This window comes from Micromonospora sp. WMMD998 (assembly GCF_029581235.1).
Taxonomy (GTDB): Bacteria; Actinomycetota; Actinomycetes; order Mycobacteriales; family Micromonosporaceae; genus Micromonospora.
In genome coordinates this window covers 6,204,527-6,222,877 of the sequence record NZ_CP120740.1, presented here as the reverse complement: position 1 = coordinate 6,222,877, position 18,351 = coordinate 6,204,527, and the positions used below count along the sequence as shown (strand labels likewise).

Below are 18,351 nucleotides of genomic sequence, written 5' to 3'. Positions count from 1 at the left end.
ATCAGCCGGCCAGCACGGCGGCGAGCTGCGCCACCGCGTGGTCGATCTCGTCGGCGGTGATCACCAGCGGCGGGGCGAGCCGGATGGTCGAGCCGTGGGTGTCCTTCGCCAGCACACCGCGCTCCATCAGCCGCTCGCACGCCTGCCGGCCGGTCATCAGCGCCGGGTCGATGTCGACGCCGGCCCAGAGGCCGCGCACCCGGACGGCGACGAGGCCCTTGCCGAGCAGCCCTTCCAGGCCGGTCCGCAGCCGCTCGCCCAGCTCGGCCGAGCGCCGCTGGAACTCGCCGGTGGCGAGCAGCCGGACCACCTCGGTGGCGACCGCGCACGCGAGCGGGTTGCCGCCGAACGTCGAGCCGTGCTGGCCCGGCTGGAGCACGCCCAGCACGTCGGCGTTCGCGGCCACCGCCGACACCGGCACGATGCCGCCGCCGAGCGCCTTGCCCAGCAGGTACACGTCCGGGACGACGCCCTCCAGGTCGCAGGCGAACGTCGAGCCGGTGCGGCCCAGTCCGGACTGGATCTCGTCGGCGACGAACAGCACGTTGCGTTCGGTGCACAGCTCGCGGACCCCCGGCAGGTAGCCGGCCGGCGGCACCACGACGCCCTGCTCGCCCTGGATCGGCTCCAGCAGCACGGCCACCGTGTTCTCGTCGATCGCCGCGGCGATCGCGTCCAGGTCGCCGTAGGGGACCACGGTGAAGCCCGGCGTGTACGGCCCGAAGTCGGCGCGCGCGTCCTCATCGGTGGAGAAGCTGACGATGGTGGTGGTGCGGCCGTGGAAGTTGCCCTCCGCCACCACGATGTTGGCCTGGCCCGGGGCGACGCCCTTGACCTGGTAGCCCCACTTGCGGGCGACCTTGATGCCGGTCTCCACCGCCTCGGCGCCGGTGTTCATCGGCAGCACCAGCTCCTTGCCGCAGAGCGCGGCCAACTCCCGGCAGAAGTCGGCGAACTGGTCGTGGATGAACGCCCGGCTGGTGAGCGTGAGCCGGTCGAGCTGCGCGTGCGCGGCCTCGATCAGCTTCGGGTGCCGGTGGCCGAAGTTCAGCGCCGAATAGCCGGCCAGGCAGTCCAGGTAGCGGCGTCCGTCCACGTCGGTCAACCAGGCGCCCTCGGCCGACGAGATCACCACGGGCAGCGGGTGGTAGTTGTGCGCCGTGTGGCGCTCCGCGTCCCGGACCGCCGAGGGCGTGCGCAGCATGTCGTCGATGATCACTTGATCGCCTTTCCCTGACGGAGTCGCAACGTGCAGCACTTCGGTCCGCCGCCGGCCTTACGCAGCTCGGACAGGTCGATCCCGATGGTCTCGTAGCCCCGGTCGCGCAGCTTCGCGGCCAGGTCGGTGGCCTGCGCGGGCAGCACCACGTGCCGGCCGTCGCTCACCGCGTTCAGGCCGAGCACCTCGGCGTCGGCCGGGGTGGCGTGGATCGCGTCCGGGAAGAGCCGGCGCAGCGCCGCGCGGCTGCCCGGGGAGAACGCCTCCGGCAGGTACGCCACGGTCCGTTCGTCGAGCACGGTGAGCGCGGTGTCCAGGTGGTAGAAGCGGGGGTCCACCAACTGCATGGTCACCACCGGATAGCCGAAGACCTCCTGGAGCTGCGCGTGCGAGGCGTGCGCCGTGCGGAACCCGGTGCCGGCGAGCAGGTGATCGCCGACCAGCAGGACGTCACCCTCGCCCTCGTTGACGTGCTTCGGGTCGTACGTCTCGAAGCCGGCGGCCTCGAACCACGCCCGGTAGGCGGGGGCCTCGTCGGCGCGCTGCGGGTCGCGGAACTGCACCGCCATCGCCTTGCCGTCGATCACCGTGCCGCCGTTGGCCGCGAAGACCATGTCCGGCAGGCCGGCGACCGGTTCGATCAGGTCGACCTCGTGGCCCAGGTCGAGGTACGTCTGGTGGAGTTGCTCCCACTGGCGGATCGCCAGGGCGGCGTCGACCGGTGCGGTGGGATCCATCCAGGGGTTGATCGCGTAGTCGACGGCGAAGTACGTCGGCCGGCACATCAGAAAGCGCTGGCGGGTGGCGTCCATCGTCATTGAGGTGCTCCCAGGGTCGGGCGCGCCCGGCCACGGTCGGCCCACGGGCTGGCGCCGTGGCTCAACCGTATGCGTCCCGGTGCGACGACATCCACCGTGAGGCTTTGCGTCGAGCGGCGAATCATTGCGTGTGCGCCGTCAGATCCGGCGGATCATTGCGTCTACGCTCTCCCAGGCGCCTACGTCCGCGTCGTTCGCCGCGTTTGTTGGGTTCGTGGCGCTCGTCGGGTTCGCCGCGTTTGTTGGGTTCGTGGCGCTCGTCGGGTTCGTGGCGTTCGTTGGGTTCGTGGCGCTGGTTGCGCTCGTTGGGGCGCGCCACTTCGGCGAGGTGGCGGCATCAGACCGCTCTGGTGGCCGCTACTTCGGCGAACTGGCGTCCCCCGCCTCCAACTCCCATCAGCAGAGATGATCGTTCCGTCTGCTGAGATAGATGGAGATCTGACCGGCAATAGGCCCACCTTGCACCCGTTTGGCCCGTCTTGATACCCACGGCGCTCGGGAGGCGTCGGTGGGCTGGACGCCAGTTCGGTGAGGTGGCGGTATCCGACCACCGGCGATGCCACCACGTCACCGAACTGGTGTTGATCGTGGTCAAGACGATCGCCGCCCCGCCCTTCCGCGCACGAGGCCCGGCCGGAGAACGGACCACCGGGCGGCCAGTTGCCCGTTTCACGCCTGCGGGGCGTCCCGAAGAGACCAGGTGACTGGGAAGAACTGGGCCCTCCGGGGGCCGCGCGCTTCCAAGATTTGGAGCCGGGAGCCGGGTGGGGCGGACACGCTTCGGGGGCGGCGAATCGCCGCCCCCGAAAGAGGTGTTGCCCGGCCGGTGAACCACCGGAGCTGGTCGGGCTTCCGGCGCTGCCGGTGATCGCAACAGTGCCCGTCAGAACCGATCGGCAAACTGTGAATCAAGCCACTCGCGGAAGCGACCCACCCACTCGCCGTCCGTGGTCGGCCAGTCGAACTGGCCGGTCATCGCCACCACCCCGAGCACCACGGCGGCCAGGCCGACCGCGATGCCGATGAGCGCGTCGGTCTTGCCGGCCACGTGCCGGCGTCGGGTGGCGATCAGGCCCAGCACGGCGAGCACCGCGCCGACCGCGCCGAGCCCGATGCCGTAGCCGGCCAAAGTGCCGGAGAGCACGAAGAGCGCGCCGACCACGGACACGACCAGGCCGAGCGTGGCGAGCAGGCTGGCCCGGGGTCGCTTGGTGGTGTACGGCTCCGGCCGGTCCGACCCGGGCTCGCGGTCGACCGGACGGTCCGGCCTGCCGTCCCGGTCCAGGTCCAGGGTGCGGTCCGCGGCCGGCTCGGTCACCGTACCGGCGGTCCGGGTGTCGGCTCGCGCGGTCCGGGTGTCGGTGTCCGGGCGGTGGCCGGTGAGCGTGCGGGCTGTCGCGCCCCGGTCGGCCGCGCGCCGCCGCGCGTCGTCGTCCGGGTCGCTCGCGGTCGCCGGGGCGGCGGTGGTACGCGCGCCGTCGGTCATCGTCGCGGTGTCCCGGGCGCGCTCGTCCTCGCTGGCCGTGGCCGCGCTGCGGTACGTGGTCCGCTCCGCGCCGCGATCGGTGGCGACCGGCTTTCCGGCCGTCTCGTCGGCGGTCCGGTCGCGGTCGTCGACCACGCCGTCGCCGTTCACGTCGTCTCGCACCGGGCCGTTCCGGCGGGACAGGATATTCATGATGGCACCTCCTCGTCCAGGCGCGGCGGCCGCGCATGACAGTAGGAGGTACCCCGACGCGCGGGAGTCGACACCCGGGGGGGGGGTGCCGACTCCCGATGGCTGTCAGGACTGGGTGCGTGACCACTGCTGGTTGGCGCCGCTCCCGCAGGTGTACTGCTGGACGTCCGCGCCGTCGCCGGTGCCGGAGTTGACCACGTCCAGGCACTTGCCGCTGTGTCGGGCCCGGAGCTGGAACCAGCCGCCGAGCGCGGCCCACTGCCACTGCTGGTTGGCGCCGCTGCTACAGGTGTACTGGATGATGTTGGCACCGTCGGCGGTGGACGCGCCGGCGACATCGAGACACTTGCCGCTGTTGGCGTTGACGAGGCGGAACCAGCCGCCGCCGGCGTCCTGGAACTCCCACCGCTGGTTGCCGCCGCCGTTCCAACTCCACTGCTTGACCTCGGCGTTGTTCGCGGTGGAGTTGTCCATCACGTCCAGCACCCGGCCGCTGTGCCGGGCGGTGACGCGGTAGGTGGTGGGCGCGCTGCCGGTGACCGTCCCGGTGGCCGTGTCGATGGTGACCGACGGATACCAGGTCAGGCTCATGCTGGTGGCGGTCGGGAAGCTGATCGGCAGCCACACGTACTGCGAGTCGTTGGCCGGCCCGCCCCAGGCGCCCGCCCACCTGTCACCCATGTACAGGTAGCTGGTGGTGGAGGTGCCCTGGATCGGCAGCACGAAGGCCGGTTGGGAGCTGAAGGTGGTGTTGTTGCCCACGTCGGTCCAGCCGCTCCACGGTCCCGAGATGCTCGTCGCGGTGGCGTACCTGGCCTGGTTCGGGCTCCAGCCGGTCGCCGCGGACGTCAGCAGGAAGTAGGTGCTGCCGCGCTTGAACATCGCCGGCGCCTCGCGGGTCGCGCCGGCCCAGAAGTTGCCCACCAGGCTGGCGACGTTGAGATAGTCCGAGGTGAGCCGGTAGATGTGCAGGTCCCGGTTCTCGTTGGCGGCCGAGATCATGTACGCGGTGCCGTTGTCGTTGTAGAGCGTGATGTCCCGCGACATGTGCTGCCCGAACGGCCGGAAGCTGCCGTGATAGGTGTAGGTGCCGTCCACGGTGGCCGACGAGGCGACGGCGGCCCGCGCCTCGCCGTAGTCCGACCCGTTCTCCTTGTGCATCCACATCACGAACCGGCCGGTGGCGGCGTTGTAGATGACCTTCGGTCGCTCGATGTTGGACCGTTGCAGCTCGGCGGCCGACGACTGGGTGAGCACGTTGTTGCGGAACTCCCAGGTGCGCAGGTCGGTGGAGCGGTAGACGGACACCGCCCGGAAGGTGTTGTCCGGATTGCGGTTCTCGCCGAACCAGTAGTAGTAGTTGTCGACCTTGAGGACGCCGCCGCCGTGCGCGTGCACCACCGCGCCGCTCGTGTCGGTGAACTGTGTGCCGTTGGTGACGGTCACCGGCGCCGCCAGCGCGGCCGTGGGTGGCCCGACCACCGTCGCCAGGGCCACGACCAGCGCCAGACTGGCCGCCAGCAGGCGTCCGCGCCCACCCAACCGACCGTTCCCGCCGTCGGGGACCGTCCGAGCCGTCGACCACACGCCGGTCACCGGCCGCAGACCGGCGTGATGGCGGCGGGCGTCGCGCTGGACGTCGCGTACAGGCCGAACGACGTCGAGGCGCCCGGCGCCAGCGTCCCGTTCCAGGAGGCGTTGTGGACCGCGACGTCCTGACCGGTGACCTCCGCCACCCCGCCCCAGATCGTCTGGATGCGCTCGTCACCGGACCACCGCCACTTCACGAGCCAGCCCTGCATCGGCTCGGTGCCGGTGTTGCGCACGGTGACCGTGGCGATGAAACCGCCGTACCACTGATTGTCGATCGTGGCCGACGCGGCGCACGTCGACAGCGTCCGGCCCGGGCCGCCAATGAGGTACGGATCCCGCGTGCCGTGCGTGTCGCTGAACCGGAACCAGTAGTCGGTGCCGGGCGTCAGCCCGTCGATGGTCACGTCCCCGGAGCGCTCCGGCCCGGAGACGGCCTCGGCCACCGGGTCGCGCCACGCGGTGGCGTCCTCCCGGCTGGCGAAGAGGGTGACGAGCATCGGCGCGTCGTAGCCGCAGGGCGGGAAGAGAATCAGCGAGTAGGTGATGGTGAGGCTGGTCATGGTGGCACCGCTCACCCGGCCGCTGACCGGCAGTGCCGGCGGGCACGTCAGCGTCGGACCGGGCGTCGGCGTCGCGCCGGGAGTCGGCGTCGCCGCCGCGACGGCGGGCGGCTGGACGGTCGGCGGCTGGACGGCCCCGGCCGAGGTGGCCGGGCCGGTCAGGGTGAGCGCGGCGGCCAGAGCCGCGCCGAGCGTACGAAGCATCTGTTTCTCCTGCACTGAGAGCCCCGCCCCGCGGCGTGATCGGCGGGAATGGCGGCACGGCGGACTGCCGGAGAGGGACTGCCCGGCGCCGGGTGGCGCACCACCCCGCGCGTCACTCTCCTGCTGGATCGAGCGGCTCGCACCGGCTCCCGAGCGCGACTGGAGTCAGTCTGTCATTCGACAGGCGTCGATTCAACGGAGTCCCACGGCGTGGCCTGCGAGAGGTGGTGCTGGGCGGCTAGTCGGGCGCGATGCCGTGGGAGCGAAGGATCTGACGCACGCGTTCGCGCGTGTAGCCGGTCACCCGCACGATGTCGACCTGCCGCATGCCGCTCCTGGATGCCTCCGCGATGGCTGTCGCGAGTTGCTCGCGGGCCGCGCCGACCTTCTCCCGATCTTCGGCTGCGCGCTGGGCAGAGGCAGCGGCGGTGGCCTGCGCCAGGTGAAACGCGCGTACCGCATCCGCCAGTCGGTTGGCCATACCGTAGATGATCTCACTGGCCAAGTCAGACACGACTTCCGTTACTCTTGATTGGCCAAACGGGAGATGGTAATTTGGCGTCACGCAAGCGGCCCTCGGACAGCGATTGCGCCGCTGGCCGAGGGCCTTGATCGCCTACGAGGAGGCGACCCGTGAGCACCCTACCCACCCTGTCCGACCGCGGGGATCCGGCGGCCGTCCGGATCGAGCTGTACACGGCGGACTCCCTGGACGGCTGCGCGTACACCTGCGACGCGCATGCCGCGCCCGCCGTCGCCGCGTTCGGCGGAGCCGGGCTGGCCGCGTACCCGGCGGGTCTGGAGCCCGGGGTGTCGCGGCCCTGCGGACATGTGTACGTCTATCCGACCGGTGCCCTCGCCGGCGACCTGGACCACCCGCGCTGATGCGACCGGGCGGCGGTCGCCCGGCGGGCGTGACAACGGCTGACTACGCTTGGTACGTGCCAGAGGGACACACCATCCACCGGCTCGCCGCCCGGCACGCCGAGCTGTTCGCCGGCGACAAGGTGCACGCCGACAGCCCGCAGGGCCGCTTCGCCGAGGGCGCCGCCCGGCTCACCGGCACCGTCCTGGACCACACCGAGGCGTACGGCAAGCACCTGCTGCACCACTACGCCGGCGAGCTGGTATTGCACGTACACCTGGGGTTGTACGGGAAGTTCGCGGACGGGCCGGGGGAGCCGCCGCCCCCGGTCGGGCAGGTGCGGCTGCGCCTGCACAGCGACCGCAACTGGCTGGAGCTGCGCGGACCCACCGCCTGCGAGCTGCTCACCCCGCCCGAGGTGGCGGCGCTGCGCGGCCGGCTCGGCCCCGACCCGCTGCGCGGCGACGCCGACCCGGACCGGGCGTACGCGCGGATCCGGCGCAGCACCACCCCGCTGGCCGCCCTGCTGCTGGACCAGTCCGTGGTGGCCGGCACCGGCCTGATCTTCGTGACCGAGGCGCTGTTCCGCGCCGGGGTGCCCCCGCTGCTGCCCGGACGGGAGCTGACCCCGGCCGGCTGGGCGGAACTCTGGGCGGACCTGGTGACGCTGATGACCCGGGCGGTCGAGCGCGGCCGGATCGACACCGTGCGCGACGCGGACCTGCCGGAGGCGACCGGCCGGGCGCCCCGGGTCGACCGGCACGGCGGCGAGGTGTACGTCTACCGGCGGCCCGGCGCGCCCTGCCACGTCTGCGGGACCGAGGTGAGCCGGGGCTCACTGGCCGGGCGCAACCTCTACTGGTGCCCCACCTGCCAGGCCGGCTGAGTCACGTCTCGTCGAGCAGCCAGCGGGCCGCCTCGACGTTGCCGGGGAAAACCTGCTCGCCGTCGATGCTCCAGGCCACGGTCTGCCCGATCGCCCAGCCGCGTACCCGCTCCCGGTCCAGGCCCAGTTCGGCGCTGAGCCGGTCGAGCCGGTGCCGTACCGCCGCCGGGGAGTGGCCCAGCTCGGCGCCGCGGACCAGCGGCACGACCGCGAACTCCCGCTCGCCGACAAGCGGCTTCGGGTCGATGACCAGCCACGGCTCGCGCCCGGCGGCGAGCACGTTGCCGGCGTGCAGATCCTGGTTGACGAGCACCTGCTCGCCCTGGCTCGGGGCGAGGTCGGCGAGCATCCCGAGCGCCGCGTCGAGCAGCCTCCGCTCGTACGGACGGTTGGCCCGGCGCCACTTGACCGGCATCCGCTCGGCCCAGCCGGCGGCCTCCTCGGCGAGCGGTGTGAACGGTGGGCCGGCCGGCACCGCCAGCCGGGGCAGCAGGCCGACCGCGACGTCGAGCGCGGCGTCGGCCGGCAGCGTGTGCAGGGGGGTGCCCGGGTCGCAGCGCTCGACCAGCAGCGCCCGCCGGTCGACGTCGTGGGCGAGCAGCCGGATCGCGCCCCGCCCGGCCCAGTGCGCGAGCGCGGTGGCCTCGTGGACGCTGTCGTCGTCCGGGTACTGCACCTTCAGCACCGCCCGCGTGCCGTCCGGCAGCTCGGCCGGCAGGGCGAGCGAGGCGTAGGCGTAGGCGAACGGTGGTCCGACGTCGGTCAGCTCCCACCGCGCCAGGCACTCCGCCAGCCGGTCGGGCAGCTCCGCCAGCCACGCCCGCCCCACAGGTGTCCGCTCGGTCCACCGCAGTCCCGCCGGGATCTCCCACCGCACCCGCTCATCCTGCCCGACGGGCTTTGGGTGCGGTTGTTGTCGCCAGGGCAGCAACAACCGCACCCAAAGGTGCGGGGCGCCAACCGACGGCGGTCAGGGCGGCGTGGAGTTGGGCGACCACCTCGGACGGTCGGTGCCGGACGTCGAACGCGGTGAAGCGCAGGATGCGGTCGCCCTCGATCCAGACCCGGTTCTGCCGGCGCAGGTCCGCCGCCCAGTGCCGGACGTCCATGTGATGTGCGCCGTCCACCTCCACGTGCAGCCGCCAGCGCCGCCAGTAGGCGTCCAGGTAACGCTGCCGGCCGTCGGCGTCCCGACGACGCTCCTGCCCGTCCGGAACCGGCAGCCCCTGGCGGCGGCAGAGCCGCACCAGGTCGATTTCGGACAACGCCTCCGCGCCGCCGGCCACGTCGTGCAGCGTCTGCCGGATCAGGTGCCGCCGCCGCGCCCGGGGCAGCCGGTCCAGCACCGCGCCGAGCTCCGCCGGGGTCACCCGCCGCTGCTGGCAGCCGGCCGCGACTATCGCCTGCGCCTCGTCATCCGTACGCGCCCATCCGGCCGCGTCCACCAATGAGCGCGCCATGCTGGTACGGGCCGGCCGGCCCACCTGGCGGTCGGTGGCGGGCAGGTGACGCGCCCGACGGACCCGTACCGCCGGCAAGCCCGGCGGCAGCCGGCGGATCGGGCCGACCGCCCGGCGCTGGTGCGGCACCAGGACGTCGACCGCGTCGTGCCGCCACATCCCCCGCAGGCCGCCGGCCCGCGCGGCGGCCAGCCCGGCGAGCACCGCGCCGTCGCCCGCCGCCAGCACCGCGACCCACAAGTGCTGCTCCCGGGTGTACGGGCCGCCCGGCGCGGCTCGCAGGATCCCGCGACACACCCGGTGCCAGCGACCGCTCGCCACCAGGTGCCGGACCCGACCCGGCGGCAGGACGTCCGTCGCCTGGGCCCAGGTGAGCACCTCGGACTGCCCGAACAACAACCATTCCAGCCGCGACGCGTCGTCTCCCGGTATCCGCACCAATCGATTCCACAGGCCCTGGCGTCCGCGTGTCCGCCCCGGAACGGCACATGGCACCCGGCCGAGCGGGTGTTAAGCGGGGCCCCTTCCTATACCGGAAGCGTTAAGCGGGGGCCCCGCCTTACCCGAGGGCGTCGACGGCCTTGCGGGCGGCGATCAGCACCGGGTCCCAGACCGGGGCGTACGGGGGCGCGTAACCGAGGTCGAGCGCGGTCATCTCGTCCACCGTCATGCCGTTCCACAGCGCCACCGCCAGCGCGTCGATCCGCTTGGCCGCCTCGGACCAGCCGACGATCTGTGCCCCGAGCAGCCGCCCGCTGGGCCGCTCGGCGATCAGCTTCACGGTCATCTGCCGCGCGCCCGGGTAGTAGCCGGCCCGGTTCGTCGACTCGGCCAGCACGGTGACGAACTCGAAGCCGGCCTCGGCGGCGTCCCGCTCCCGCAGCCCGGTGCGCCCCACCTCCAGGTCGCAGACCTTGGTGACCGCGGTGCCGATCACGCCGGGGAAGGTGGCGTACCCGCCGCCGATGTTGATCCCCGCGACGCGGCCCTGCTTGTTCGCGTGCGTGCCGAGCGGGATGTGCACCGGCATGCCGCTGACCCGGTGCAGGCTCTCCACGCAGTCGCCGGCCGCCCACACGCCGGGCACCCCGGTCACCCGCATCCGCCGGTCCACCCGGATCCCGCCGGACGGGCCGAGCGGCAGCCCGGCGGCCTCGGCGAGCGCGGTGTTGGGGCGTACGCCGAGACCCAGCACCACGATGTCGGCCGGGATCGGCCCCTCGTCGGTGACCACCGCGGCGATCCGGCCGTCCCGTTCCGTCAGGCCGGTGACGGTCAGCCCGGTGCGGATGCCGATGCCGGTGCCGCGCATCGCCTCGGCCACCAGCTCGCCCATGTCCGGGTCGACGGTGGACATCGGCTGCGCGGCCTGCTCGACCAGTTGGACGGAGAGCCCGCGGTAGACGAGCGCCTCGGCCATCTCGACGCCGACGTAGCCGCCGCCGACCACCACCGCGTGCCGCGGCCGGGGCTCGCGTTCCAGCCAGTCGCGCACCGCCTCGCCGTCGTCGAGGGTCTGCACGCCGAACACGCCGGCCACGTCGTCGCGCGCCCACTCCGGCTGCACCGGGGTGGCGCCGGTGGCGTACACCAGGGTGTCGAAGCCGGCGCGGATCTCGCCGCCGCCGTCCAGGTCCCGGGCGACCACCTCGCGGCGGCCCAGGTCGATGGCGGTCACCTCGTGGCGCATCCGGACGTCGATGTCGTAGTCGTCGTGGAAGGCCGCCGGGGTGCGGGCGACGAGCTGGTCGCGTTCCGGGACCAGGCCGCTGATCCAGTAGGGGATGCCGCAGGCCGAGTAGGAGGTGAAGTGTCCCCGCTCGAACGCGGTGATCTCCAGATCGGCCCGGCCGCGGCGGCGCCGCGCCTGCGACGCCGCCGACATGCCGGCGGCGTCGCCGCCGATGACGATCATCCGCTCCGCCACGCCGCTCATCCTGTCACGCCCGGCCGGCGCCGCGGGCGGGCTCAACCACGGGTCTGCCGGGCCACGTCCGCGACCACGTCGGCCAGGTCGCCGGTACGCGCGAACACCTCCCGCTGCCGGGCCGCGCCGGTGCCGTGCCGGCGCAGCCCGCCGAGCAGCTCGGTCACCCGGTCGAGGTCGCCGTGCCGGGCCAACTCCGGGCGGATCCGGTCGACCAACCGGTCCAGCAGCTCCCAGGCCGGCCGCAGCTCGCCGTCGTGCAGGTCCACGCCCTCGCCCTCCAGCCCGTCGTGGGCGGCCCGCCAGTGCGCCGCCACCAGCAGGTGGTGGTCGGTGTTGACGGGCGACCGGCCGGCGGCGATGTCGGTGAGCGCGGTCGCGACGAGCCCGCGCGCCAGCGCGGCCACCAGGATCGCGTCGTCCACGGACGGGCAGACGTCACCGATCCTGATCTCCACGGTCGGGTACCTGGCGGAGAGCCGGGCATACCAGTAGAGCATTCCCTCGTCCAGCATCACGCCGCTGGCGATGAGCTGCCGGATCAGTCGCTGGTAGTGCTCGTGCGACTCCAGGTAGGGCGTGGGCGCGACGGACGGCCAGCGTTCCCACTCGATCGAACGCCAGCTCGCGTAGCCGGTGTCCGCGCTGCGCGCGAACGGGGAGTTGACGGTGGCCGCCTGGAGGATCGGCAGCCAGGGCCGGACGTGGTTGAGCACCTGGACGCCGGTGTCCGGGTCGGGTACGCCCACGTGCACGTGCATGCCGTTGTTGCCGGGGCCGGGCACCAGCAGCCGGAACCGCTCGATCATCCGGTCGAAGCGGGGCTTGTCCACCACCGCCGGGACCGGCCCGTCGACCGGCCCGGTGCCGATCGCCAACAGCCGTACGCCGGCCCGCTCGGCGGCGTCGGCCAGCTCGGCGCGCAGCATCGACAGCGAGTGCCGGATCGAGGACAGGTCCAGCCCCGGCGGGCTGCCGATCTCGATCTGGCTGGTCTGGAACTCGCGTTCCACCTGGCCCCGCAGCTCGGCCGGCACCTGCTCCATGACCAGCTCGACGGCGGGCACGGCGGCGCCGGTATGCGGGTCGGCGAGCAGGAACTCCTCCTCGACGCCGACCGTCAGCAGGTCGGTCCCGCCCTCCGGCGCGGCGTCCCGTTCCCGCTCCGCCACTGAGCCGCTCATCGCCACCACCGTCTCCTTCCGACCGGCACGGCGCCGTGCCGTGTGGTCGACGCCCTGTTACCCACCGTGTCGGTGGCCGGAAACGCACCCGGCGGCGTGTCGGCCCGGCTGGCGCTCGCGCGGGCCGGCCCGGGGTGACACGACGTTCTAGGGTGAGCGGGTGGCAGGGATGCTGGCGCTGGTGAGCGGGCCGTGGGCGTACGCCCTCGCCCTGGTCGCGGACCGGCCGGCGGGGTTGCTGGCCGGCGCGGCAGTGGTCGCCGCGCTGCTGCTGGCCACGGTGATCGCGCTGCGGGTGCGGGCGCTGCCCACGCCGCCCGGCACCCGGCACGCCGCGGCCCTGCGCGCCCGCGCCCGGAGCCGTCAGGTGCCCCGGCAGGTCGATCCGGACGCGCCGGGCCGTCCGCGCCCGCGCGCGCCCGGGCTGGGCCTCTCGGCCGCCTAGCCACGTCCCCGACCGCACCGGCGTCCGCCGGCGTGGCTGCGCGGCCGATTCCGTCGTCATCCGCCCTCCGGCGCGCCGTCGCGCGCCCGGGGCGTCCGGAACCGGACCGAGGGGTCTACCCATGCTCGCTTTCGCACCGTTGCACACTGCGGCCTCGGCCGCCGCCGCCGTCGTCACCTGGCTCGCCGACGCGCTCGCCCCGCTCTCCGGCGGCGCCGCGACCGCCGCCGCCATCGTCCTGTTCACCGTCGGGGTCCGGCTGCTGATCTCGCCGCTCACCCTGGCCCAGGTCCGCGGGGAGCGGCGTCGCGCGGCGCTCGCCCCGGCGGTCCGCGATCTCCAGCGCCGGTACGCCGACGATCCGGCCCGCCTCCAGAGCGAGCTGTTCGCGCTCTACCGGCAGGCCGGGGCGAGCCCGGTCGCGGGCTGCCTGCCGGCGTTGTTGCAGGCGCCGTTCTTCATGGTCATGTACCGCCTCTTCGCCACCGGGGACGGCGCGCCGGAGCTGGTGGGGGAGCGGCTGGCCGGCGTACCGCTGGGGTGGCATCTCGGCGACGGCCTGGCCGGCCCGGTGCCGGCCGTGTTCGGGGTGCTGCTGGCCGCGCTGCTGGCGCTGGCCTGGTGGTCGTCCCGGCGGACGCGCCGGCTGGCCGCCGCGACCGCCGGCGCCGGTGGTGGCGTGCCGGACGGCGGCGGGCCGGGTGCGGCCGTGCTCGGGCGGCTGATGCCGCTGCTGCCCTACGGCACCGTGCTGGTGGCGCTCGTGGTGCCGCTCGCGGCGGTGCTCTACCTGGTCACCACCACCGCGTGGACCGCGCTGGAGCAGGGGGTGCTGCGGCGACCGCAGGTGGCGGCCATCGACAAGCGTTGACAAATGCGGGGACGGGCGCGTAGAACTCGCTCTCAGAGAGCGCTCTCCGCCCCCGTCCCCGCAGAGAGGCAACCCGGATGAACCCGATCTCGGCGGCCCCCGCCGCCTCCTCCACCGTGCCCCGGATCCGCCGCCGGCTCGCCCTGGCCGCCGCCGTGGTCGTCAGCACCACCGCGCTCGCCGCCGTCTCGATGACCGCGCAGGCCGCCGTCCCGTCCCCGCCGTCGGGCTGGAACCTGGTGTGGAGCGACGACTTCACCGGCGCGGCCGGCACGCTGCCGTCGTCGGCCAACTGGATCATCGACACCGGCACCAGCTATCCGGGCGGCCCCGCCAACTGGGGCACCGGCGAGAAGCAGACCTACACCTCGAACACCGCGAACCTGTCCCAGGACGGGTCGGGCAACCTGCGCATCACCCCGCTGCGCGACTCCGCCGGCCGCTGGACGTCGGCCCGGATCGAGACCGTCCGGTCGAACTTCAAACCGCCGTCGGGCGGCGTGCTGGCCCTGGAGGGCCGGATCCAGATGCCGAACGTCACCGGCGCGTCGGCGGCCGGCTACTGGCCGGCGTTCTGGGCGCTCGGCTCGCCCTACCGGGGCAACTACCAGAACTGGCCGGGCATCGGTGAGTTCGACGTGATGGAGAACGTCAACGGCATCAACTCGGTCTGGGGCGTGCTGCACTGCGGCGTCGCGCCGGGCGGTCCGTGCGACGAGTTCAACGGCCGCGGGGCGTCCCGGGCCTGTCCGGGCAGCTCCTGCCAGTCGGCGTTCCACACCTACCGGTTCGAGTGGGACGCCTCGGTGAGCCCGCAGCAACTGCGCTGGTACGTCGACGGCCAGCTCTTCCACACCGTCACCCAGAGCCAGGTCGGCGAGCCGTACTGGAGCCAGATGACCAACCACAGCGGCTACTTCATGCTGCTCAACGTGGCCATGGGCGGTGGCTTCCCGGACGGGGTGGCCGGTTCGGCCACGCCGACCTCGGCGACCGTGTCCGGCCGGCCGATGCTCGTGGACTACGTGGCGGCCTACACCCGGGGCGGTGGCGGCAATCCGTCGCCCACCCCGACCACGCCGCCGCCGGGCGGGGTGCGCAACGCGTACGCCACCATCGAGGCGGAGTCGTTCAACGCGCAGAACGGCGTGCAGGTGGAGACGTGCACCGAGGGCGGTCAGAACATCGGCTACCTGGCCAACGGCGACTGGGCCCGCTACGACAACGTGGACTTCGGCTCGACGCCGCCGCGCGACTTCGTGGCCCGGGTCGCGTCCGGCGCGGCGTCCGGGGTGAGCGGCCTGGTGGAGGTACGGGTGGACAGCCCGACCGCGACGCCGCTCGGCAGCTTCGCGGTCGGCAACACCGGCGGTTGGCAGACCTGGCGCTCGGTGCCCGGCAACGTCGGCGCGGTGACCGGCCGGCACACCGTCTACCTCACGTTCAGCAGCGGTCAGCCGTCGGACTTCGTCAACGTCAACTGGTTCACCTTCCGCCGCTGAGGTGTAAGGCGGGGGCCCCGCTTAACGCATTTTGATGTGGCGGGGCCCCCGCTTAACACCTCACCGACTGCCGGGCACGCCGTCGGCGTACCTTCTTCACCGCCCAGCTCACGATCATCACGCCGAAGATCGCGAAGATCGCGTAGTTGAACCAGTGGCTGTAGCGGTCGACGTCCTTCCAGCGCGCGCCCAGGGCGAAGCCGGCGCCGACGATCAACGCGTTCCACACCCCGCTACCGAGCGTGGTGAGCAGGACGAACTCGCCCATCGGCATCCGGTTCGCGCCGGCCGGTACGGAGATCAGGCTGCGTACCACAGGCACCAGCCGGCCGATCAGCACCGCCCAGCGGCCGTGCCGCTCGAACCAGCGGTCCGCCTTCTCCAGGTCCTCCAGGTCGACCAGCGGGATGTGATCCAGCCAGCGTTTCAGCCGGTCCTCGCCGATCGCCGCGCCGAGCCAGTAGAGCACCAGCGCGCCGAGCAGCGAACCGGCGGTCGCGGCCAGCACGATCACCACCACGTTGAACCGGCCCTCGGCGGAGAGGTAGCCGGCCATCGCCAGCACGATCTCGCTCGGGATCGGCGGGATGATGCTCTCCAGCGCCACCAGCAGCGCGACACCGACCGCGCCCATCGAGTCGATCACGCTCGCCACCCAGCCGGTCAGCCCGGTGAACTGGTTCGGATCGACGTCTTGGGCCAGGGCCATGGCGGTCCTTCCACACGGGTGCCGGAGATCAACGGGTAGTACCCGGGCCGATCTCGCTCACACCCGCCGGTGACCTGGCTAACCGTCCGGGTGCAGCGCCGCGTCCGCCGGCCCGCGCCGCCAGCCGGTGAAGCGGACCAGCAGGCCGCCGTGGCTGGGCGAGCAGCAGTACGGCCCGGCCGTCGCCTCCAGCGCCGGGTCGAGCGGCGCGACCCGCACCAGCCGCCACGGCTCGTCGTCGGCCCGGGCCCGGATGGTCAACGCGTCCCCGGCCCGGCTCACCCGGACCGTCACGTCCCGCCCCGACCACTCCGGCACTGGCGCCACCGACCAGTCGGAGAACTCGTCGGTCACCACGGCGCCGACCTGCGGCGAACCGTCGCTCACCTCGACCCCGGCCTTGGTCCACCGCCGCTCGTCCACCCGCACCAGCACACCGGCCTGGTCGAACTGGGCGGTGTAGTCGAGCCGGAAGGACACCTCGACGGCGCTGTCCACGGCGAACGGCGCGAGCAGCGCGGAGCCGTCGTCGTGCACGAAGCCGTAGCTGGTGCGCCGCCAGAAGTCGCTGCCGCCCCGCGGCTCGACGAGCAGGGCGCCGTCGCCGTCCTCGGCCCGCTCGGGCGGGTTCAGCCAGACACCGGCGGACCAGTCGGAAACCGTCTCTCGCACCCCGGCACCGTACCGGGTTTGCCGGCGCGCGTGTTCGGAGAAGTAATCCCCGCATGGGTGACAGGTGGTATCAGGAGGCGGTCGTCTACTGCCTCGACGTGGACTCGTACGCGGACTCCGACGGCGACGGGGTGGGTGACTTCCAGGGGCTGATCGGCCGGCTCGACTATCTGGCCCGCCTCGGGGTGACCTGCCTCTGGCTCAACCCGATCCACCCCTCACCGAACAAGGACGACGGCTACGACGCGACCGACTTCTACAACGTCGACCCGCGACTGGGGACGCTCGGCGACTTCGCGGAGCTGCTGCACCAGGCGCAGAACCGCGGCATCCGCGTGATCATCGACCTGGTGGTCAACCACACCTCGGACCAGCACCCGTGGTTCCAGTCCGCCCGCTCCTCGCCCGACTCGCCGTACCGCGACTGGTACGTCTGGGCCGACCACGAGCCGGCCGACCGGCAGCAGGGCATGGTGTTCCCGGGCGAGCAGGAGGAGACCTGGACCTACGACCGGACCGCCAAAGCCTGGTTCTACCACCGCTTCTACAAGTTCCAGCCGGACCTCAACATCGAGAACCCGGAGGTCCGGGCGGAGATCAAGAAGATCACCTCGTTCTGGCTCCAGCTCGGCGTCTCCGGGTTCCGGATGGACGCCGTGCCGTTCATCATCGAGAAGACCGAGCCGGGCAACCCGAACGCGACCAAGGACTTCGACTTCCTCACCGACCTGCGCCAGCACGTGCAGTGGCGGCGCGGCGACGCGGCCCTGCTGGCCGAGGCGAACGTCGAGCCGGACCAGTTGCCCGTCTACTTCGGCGACGACAGCGGCTCGGGCAACCGCATCCACATGCTCTTCGACTTCATGCTCAACGGCCGCCTGATGCTCGCGCTCGCCCGGGAGGACCCGGAGGCGATCATCGACGCGCTGCGCGACACCCCGAAGCTGCCCACCGGCGGCCAGTGGGCCACGTTCCTGCGCAACCACGACGAGATCGACCTGTCCCGGCTCACCGCCGACCAGCGCAACGACGTGCTGACGAAATTCGGCCCGGAGGAGAGCATGCAGCTCTACGGCCGGGGCATCCGCCGCCGGCTCGCCCCGATGCTCGGCAACGACCGCCGGCACATCGAGCTGGCGTACGCCCTGCAGTTCTCGCTGCGTGGCACGCCGGTGCTGCGTTACGGCGAGGAGATCGGGATGGGGGAGGACCTGTCGCTGGACGGGCGGGACGCGATCCGTACCCCGATGCAGTGGTCCTACAAGGACAATGCCGGCTTCTCCACCGCCGAGCCGGAGAAGCTGATCCGCCCGGTGATCGACAAGGGCGAGTACGGCTACCAGCACGTGAACGTCACCGCGCAGCGTAAGGACCCGCGCTCGCTGCTCGGCTGGTTCGAGCGGATGATCCGTACCCTGCGGGAGGCCCCGGAGATCGGTTCGGGCAGCACCACCCACATCGACGTGCCGATGCCCCCCGGCGTGCTCGCGCACCGCGCCGACGGGCCGACCGGGACCATGGTCTTCCTGCACAACCTCGGGACCGAGGACGTGGAGGTCGACCTGAGCACCCTCGCCCCGGAGGCCGACCTGCCGATCGACGTGCTGACCGACCGCAACTACGAGGACGTGGGCAAGCTCGACCAGCTCAAGCTGGCCGGTCACGGTTACCGGTGGATCCGGCTCTGTCGGGGTGGGGCCTGCTGAGGTGACGCGGCAGCGGGATAGGCTCCTCCGATCGAGCCACGTTACCGGGAGG

19 protein-coding genes are annotated in these 18,351 nt (G+C 72.7%); 7 read left to right on the top strand and 12 right to left on the bottom strand.

Annotation, left to right across the window (positions count from 1 at the left end):
* Position 1: 1 nt before the first annotated feature.
* Both rocD and ddaH read right to left on the bottom strand, forming a co-directional pair.
* Positions 2–1,216, bottom strand: coding sequence for an ornithine--oxo-acid transaminase (gene rocD / locus O7619_RS28290; protein WP_282288977.1), 1,215 nt, complete (start codon positions 1,214–1,216; stop codon positions 2–4).
* Positions 1,216–2,031, bottom strand: a complete 816-nt coding sequence (ddaH, locus tag O7619_RS28285) for a dimethylargininase (protein WP_282288976.1) — start codon at positions 2,029–2,031, stop codon at positions 1,216–1,218. Before ddaH ends, rocD begins: the two co-directional genes overlap by 1 nt.
* A 136-nt stretch (positions 2,032–2,167) precedes the next feature.
* On the opposite strand from ddaH, the gene O7619_RS28280 reads away from it, so the two are divergent.
* Positions 2,168–2,446 (top strand): hypothetical protein, encoded by a 279-nt coding sequence (locus O7619_RS28280; RefSeq protein WP_282284495.1) that lies wholly within the window; start codon positions 2,168–2,170, stop codon positions 2,444–2,446.
* Between the two features lie 474 nt (positions 2,447–2,920).
* Here the strand turns inward: O7619_RS28280 and O7619_RS28275 are convergent, their stop codons facing one another.
* The 4 genes from O7619_RS28275 to O7619_RS28260 form a co-directional block, all read right to left on the bottom strand.
* On the bottom strand, positions 2,921–3,715 hold the full coding sequence (locus O7619_RS28275) for a DUF4190 domain-containing protein (RefSeq protein WP_282284494.1): 795 nt from the start codon (positions 3,713–3,715) through the stop codon (positions 2,921–2,923).
* Positions 3,716–3,820: 105 nt separating this feature from the next.
* Entirely contained in the window at positions 3,821–5,257 is a 1,437-nt protein-coding gene (locus O7619_RS28270; RefSeq protein ID WP_282284492.1) for an RICIN domain-containing protein, read from the bottom strand.
* Positions 5,258–5,307: 50 nt separating this feature from the next.
* The gene (locus tag O7619_RS28265; RefSeq protein ID WP_282284490.1) at positions 5,308–6,072 is read right to left on the bottom strand and encodes a cellulose binding domain-containing protein; all 765 of its coding nucleotides are present in this window, start codon (positions 6,070–6,072) and stop codon (positions 5,308–5,310) included.
* Positions 6,073–6,310: 238 nt separating this feature from the next.
* Positions 6,311–6,553: a hypothetical protein gene (locus O7619_RS28260; RefSeq protein WP_282284488.1), complete on the bottom strand. Its 243-nt coding sequence runs from the start codon at positions 6,551–6,553 to the stop codon at positions 6,311–6,313.
* A gap of 152 nt (positions 6,554–6,705) precedes the next feature.
* On the opposite strand from O7619_RS28260, the gene O7619_RS28255 reads away from it, so the two are divergent.
* Positions 6,706–6,957, top strand: a complete 252-nt coding sequence (locus O7619_RS28255) for a hypothetical protein (RefSeq protein WP_282284487.1) — start codon at positions 6,706–6,708, stop codon at positions 6,955–6,957.
* Between the two features lie 56 nt (positions 6,958–7,013).
* Entirely contained in the window at positions 7,014–7,823 is an 810-nt protein-coding gene (locus O7619_RS28250) for a DNA-formamidopyrimidine glycosylase family protein (RefSeq protein WP_282284486.1), read from the top strand.
* 1 nt (position 7,824) lies between these two features.
* Here the strand turns inward: O7619_RS28250 and O7619_RS28245 are convergent, their stop codons facing one another.
* The 4 genes from O7619_RS28245 to O7619_RS28230 form a co-directional block, all read right to left on the bottom strand.
* On the bottom strand, positions 7,825–8,700 hold the full coding sequence (locus O7619_RS28245; protein WP_282284484.1) for an aminoglycoside phosphotransferase family protein: 876 nt from the start codon (positions 8,698–8,700) through the stop codon (positions 7,825–7,827).
* A gap of 4 nt (positions 8,701–8,704) precedes the next feature.
* Positions 8,705–9,721, bottom strand: a complete 1,017-nt coding sequence (locus tag O7619_RS28240) for a DUF559 domain-containing protein (protein ID WP_282284483.1) — start codon at positions 9,719–9,721, stop codon at positions 8,705–8,707.
* A gap of 121 nt (positions 9,722–9,842) precedes the next feature.
* Positions 9,843–11,210, bottom strand: coding sequence for an FAD-dependent oxidoreductase (locus O7619_RS28235; protein WP_282288975.1), 1,368 nt, complete (start codon positions 11,208–11,210; stop codon positions 9,843–9,845).
* A 41-nt stretch (positions 11,211–11,251) separates the two neighbouring features.
* Positions 11,252–12,403 (bottom strand): glutamate--cysteine ligase, encoded by a 1,152-nt coding sequence (locus tag O7619_RS28230; protein ID WP_282284482.1) that lies wholly within the window; start codon positions 12,401–12,403, stop codon positions 11,252–11,254.
* A gap of 160 nt (positions 12,404–12,563) precedes the next feature.
* Here O7619_RS28230 and O7619_RS28225 point away from each other — a divergent pair, with 160 nt between their 5' ends.
* The 3 genes from O7619_RS28225 to O7619_RS28215 all read left to right on the top strand — a co-directional run bounded on the left by O7619_RS28225 (position 12,564) and on the right by O7619_RS28215 (position 15,212).
* Positions 12,564–12,839, top strand: a complete 276-nt coding sequence (locus O7619_RS28225; protein ID WP_282288974.1) for a DUF6412 domain-containing protein — start codon at positions 12,564–12,566, stop codon at positions 12,837–12,839.
* A gap of 121 nt (positions 12,840–12,960) precedes the next feature.
* Positions 12,961–13,710: a YidC/Oxa1 family membrane protein insertase gene (locus tag O7619_RS28220; protein ID WP_282284481.1), complete on the top strand. Its 750-nt coding sequence runs from the start codon at positions 12,961–12,963 to the stop codon at positions 13,708–13,710.
* 86 nt (positions 13,711–13,796) lie between these two features.
* Positions 13,797–15,212: a carbohydrate-binding protein gene (locus O7619_RS28215; protein WP_282288973.1), complete on the top strand. Its 1,416-nt coding sequence runs from the start codon at positions 13,797–13,799 to the stop codon at positions 15,210–15,212.
* A gap of 52 nt (positions 15,213–15,264) precedes the next feature.
* Here the strand turns inward: O7619_RS28215 and O7619_RS28210 are convergent, their stop codons facing one another.
* Together O7619_RS28210 and O7619_RS28205 are read right to left on the bottom strand one after the other, a co-directional pair.
* Positions 15,265–15,921 carry a DedA family protein gene (locus O7619_RS28210; RefSeq protein ID WP_282284480.1) on the bottom strand — a complete coding sequence of 219 codons (657 nt, stop codon included), beginning with the start codon at positions 15,919–15,921 and terminating at the stop codon, positions 15,265–15,267.
* 78 nt (positions 15,922–15,999) lie between these two features.
* Complete coding sequence (locus O7619_RS28205; protein ID WP_282284479.1) at positions 16,000–16,593, bottom strand: DUF1349 domain-containing protein; 594 nt, start codon at positions 16,591–16,593, stop codon at positions 16,000–16,002.
* Positions 16,594–16,646: 53 nt separating this feature from the next.
* Here O7619_RS28205 and O7619_RS28200 point away from each other — a divergent pair, with 53 nt between their 5' ends.
* Entirely contained in the window at positions 16,647–18,299 is a 1,653-nt protein-coding gene (locus tag O7619_RS28200; RefSeq protein WP_282284478.1) for an alpha-amylase family protein, read from the top strand.
* Positions 18,300–18,351: the final 52 nt, after the last annotated feature.

Excerpts from the sequence above, each read along its gene's own strand:
- O7619_RS28225 (WP_282288974.1), top strand. The coding sequence starts at position 12,564 with ATGCTGGCGCTGGTGAGCGGGCCGTGGGCGTACGCCCTCGCCCTGGTC.
- O7619_RS28210 (WP_282284480.1), bottom strand. The coding sequence starts at position 15,921 with ATGGCCCTGGCCCAAGACGTCGATCCGAACCAGTTCACCGGGCTGACC.
- O7619_RS28220 (WP_282284481.1), top strand. The coding sequence starts at position 12,961 with ATGCTCGCTTTCGCACCGTTGCACACTGCGGCCTCGGCCGCCGCCGCC.
- O7619_RS28200 (WP_282284478.1), top strand. The coding sequence starts at position 16,647 with ATGGGTGACAGGTGGTATCAGGAGGCGGTCGTCTACTGCCTCGACGTG.
- O7619_RS28275 (WP_282284494.1), bottom strand. The coding sequence starts at position 3,715 with ATGAATATCCTGTCCCGCCGGAACGGCCCGGTGCGAGACGACGTGAAC.
- O7619_RS28260 (WP_282284488.1), bottom strand. The coding sequence starts at position 6,553 with ATGGCCAACCGACTGGCGGATGCGGTACGCGCGTTTCACCTGGCGCAG.
- O7619_RS28265 (WP_282284490.1), bottom strand. The coding sequence starts at position 6,072 with ATGCTTCGTACGCTCGGCGCGGCTCTGGCCGCCGCGCTCACCCTGACC.
- ddaH (WP_282288976.1), bottom strand. The coding sequence starts at position 2,031 with ATGGACGCCACCCGCCAGCGCTTTCTGATGTGCCGGCCGACGTACTTC.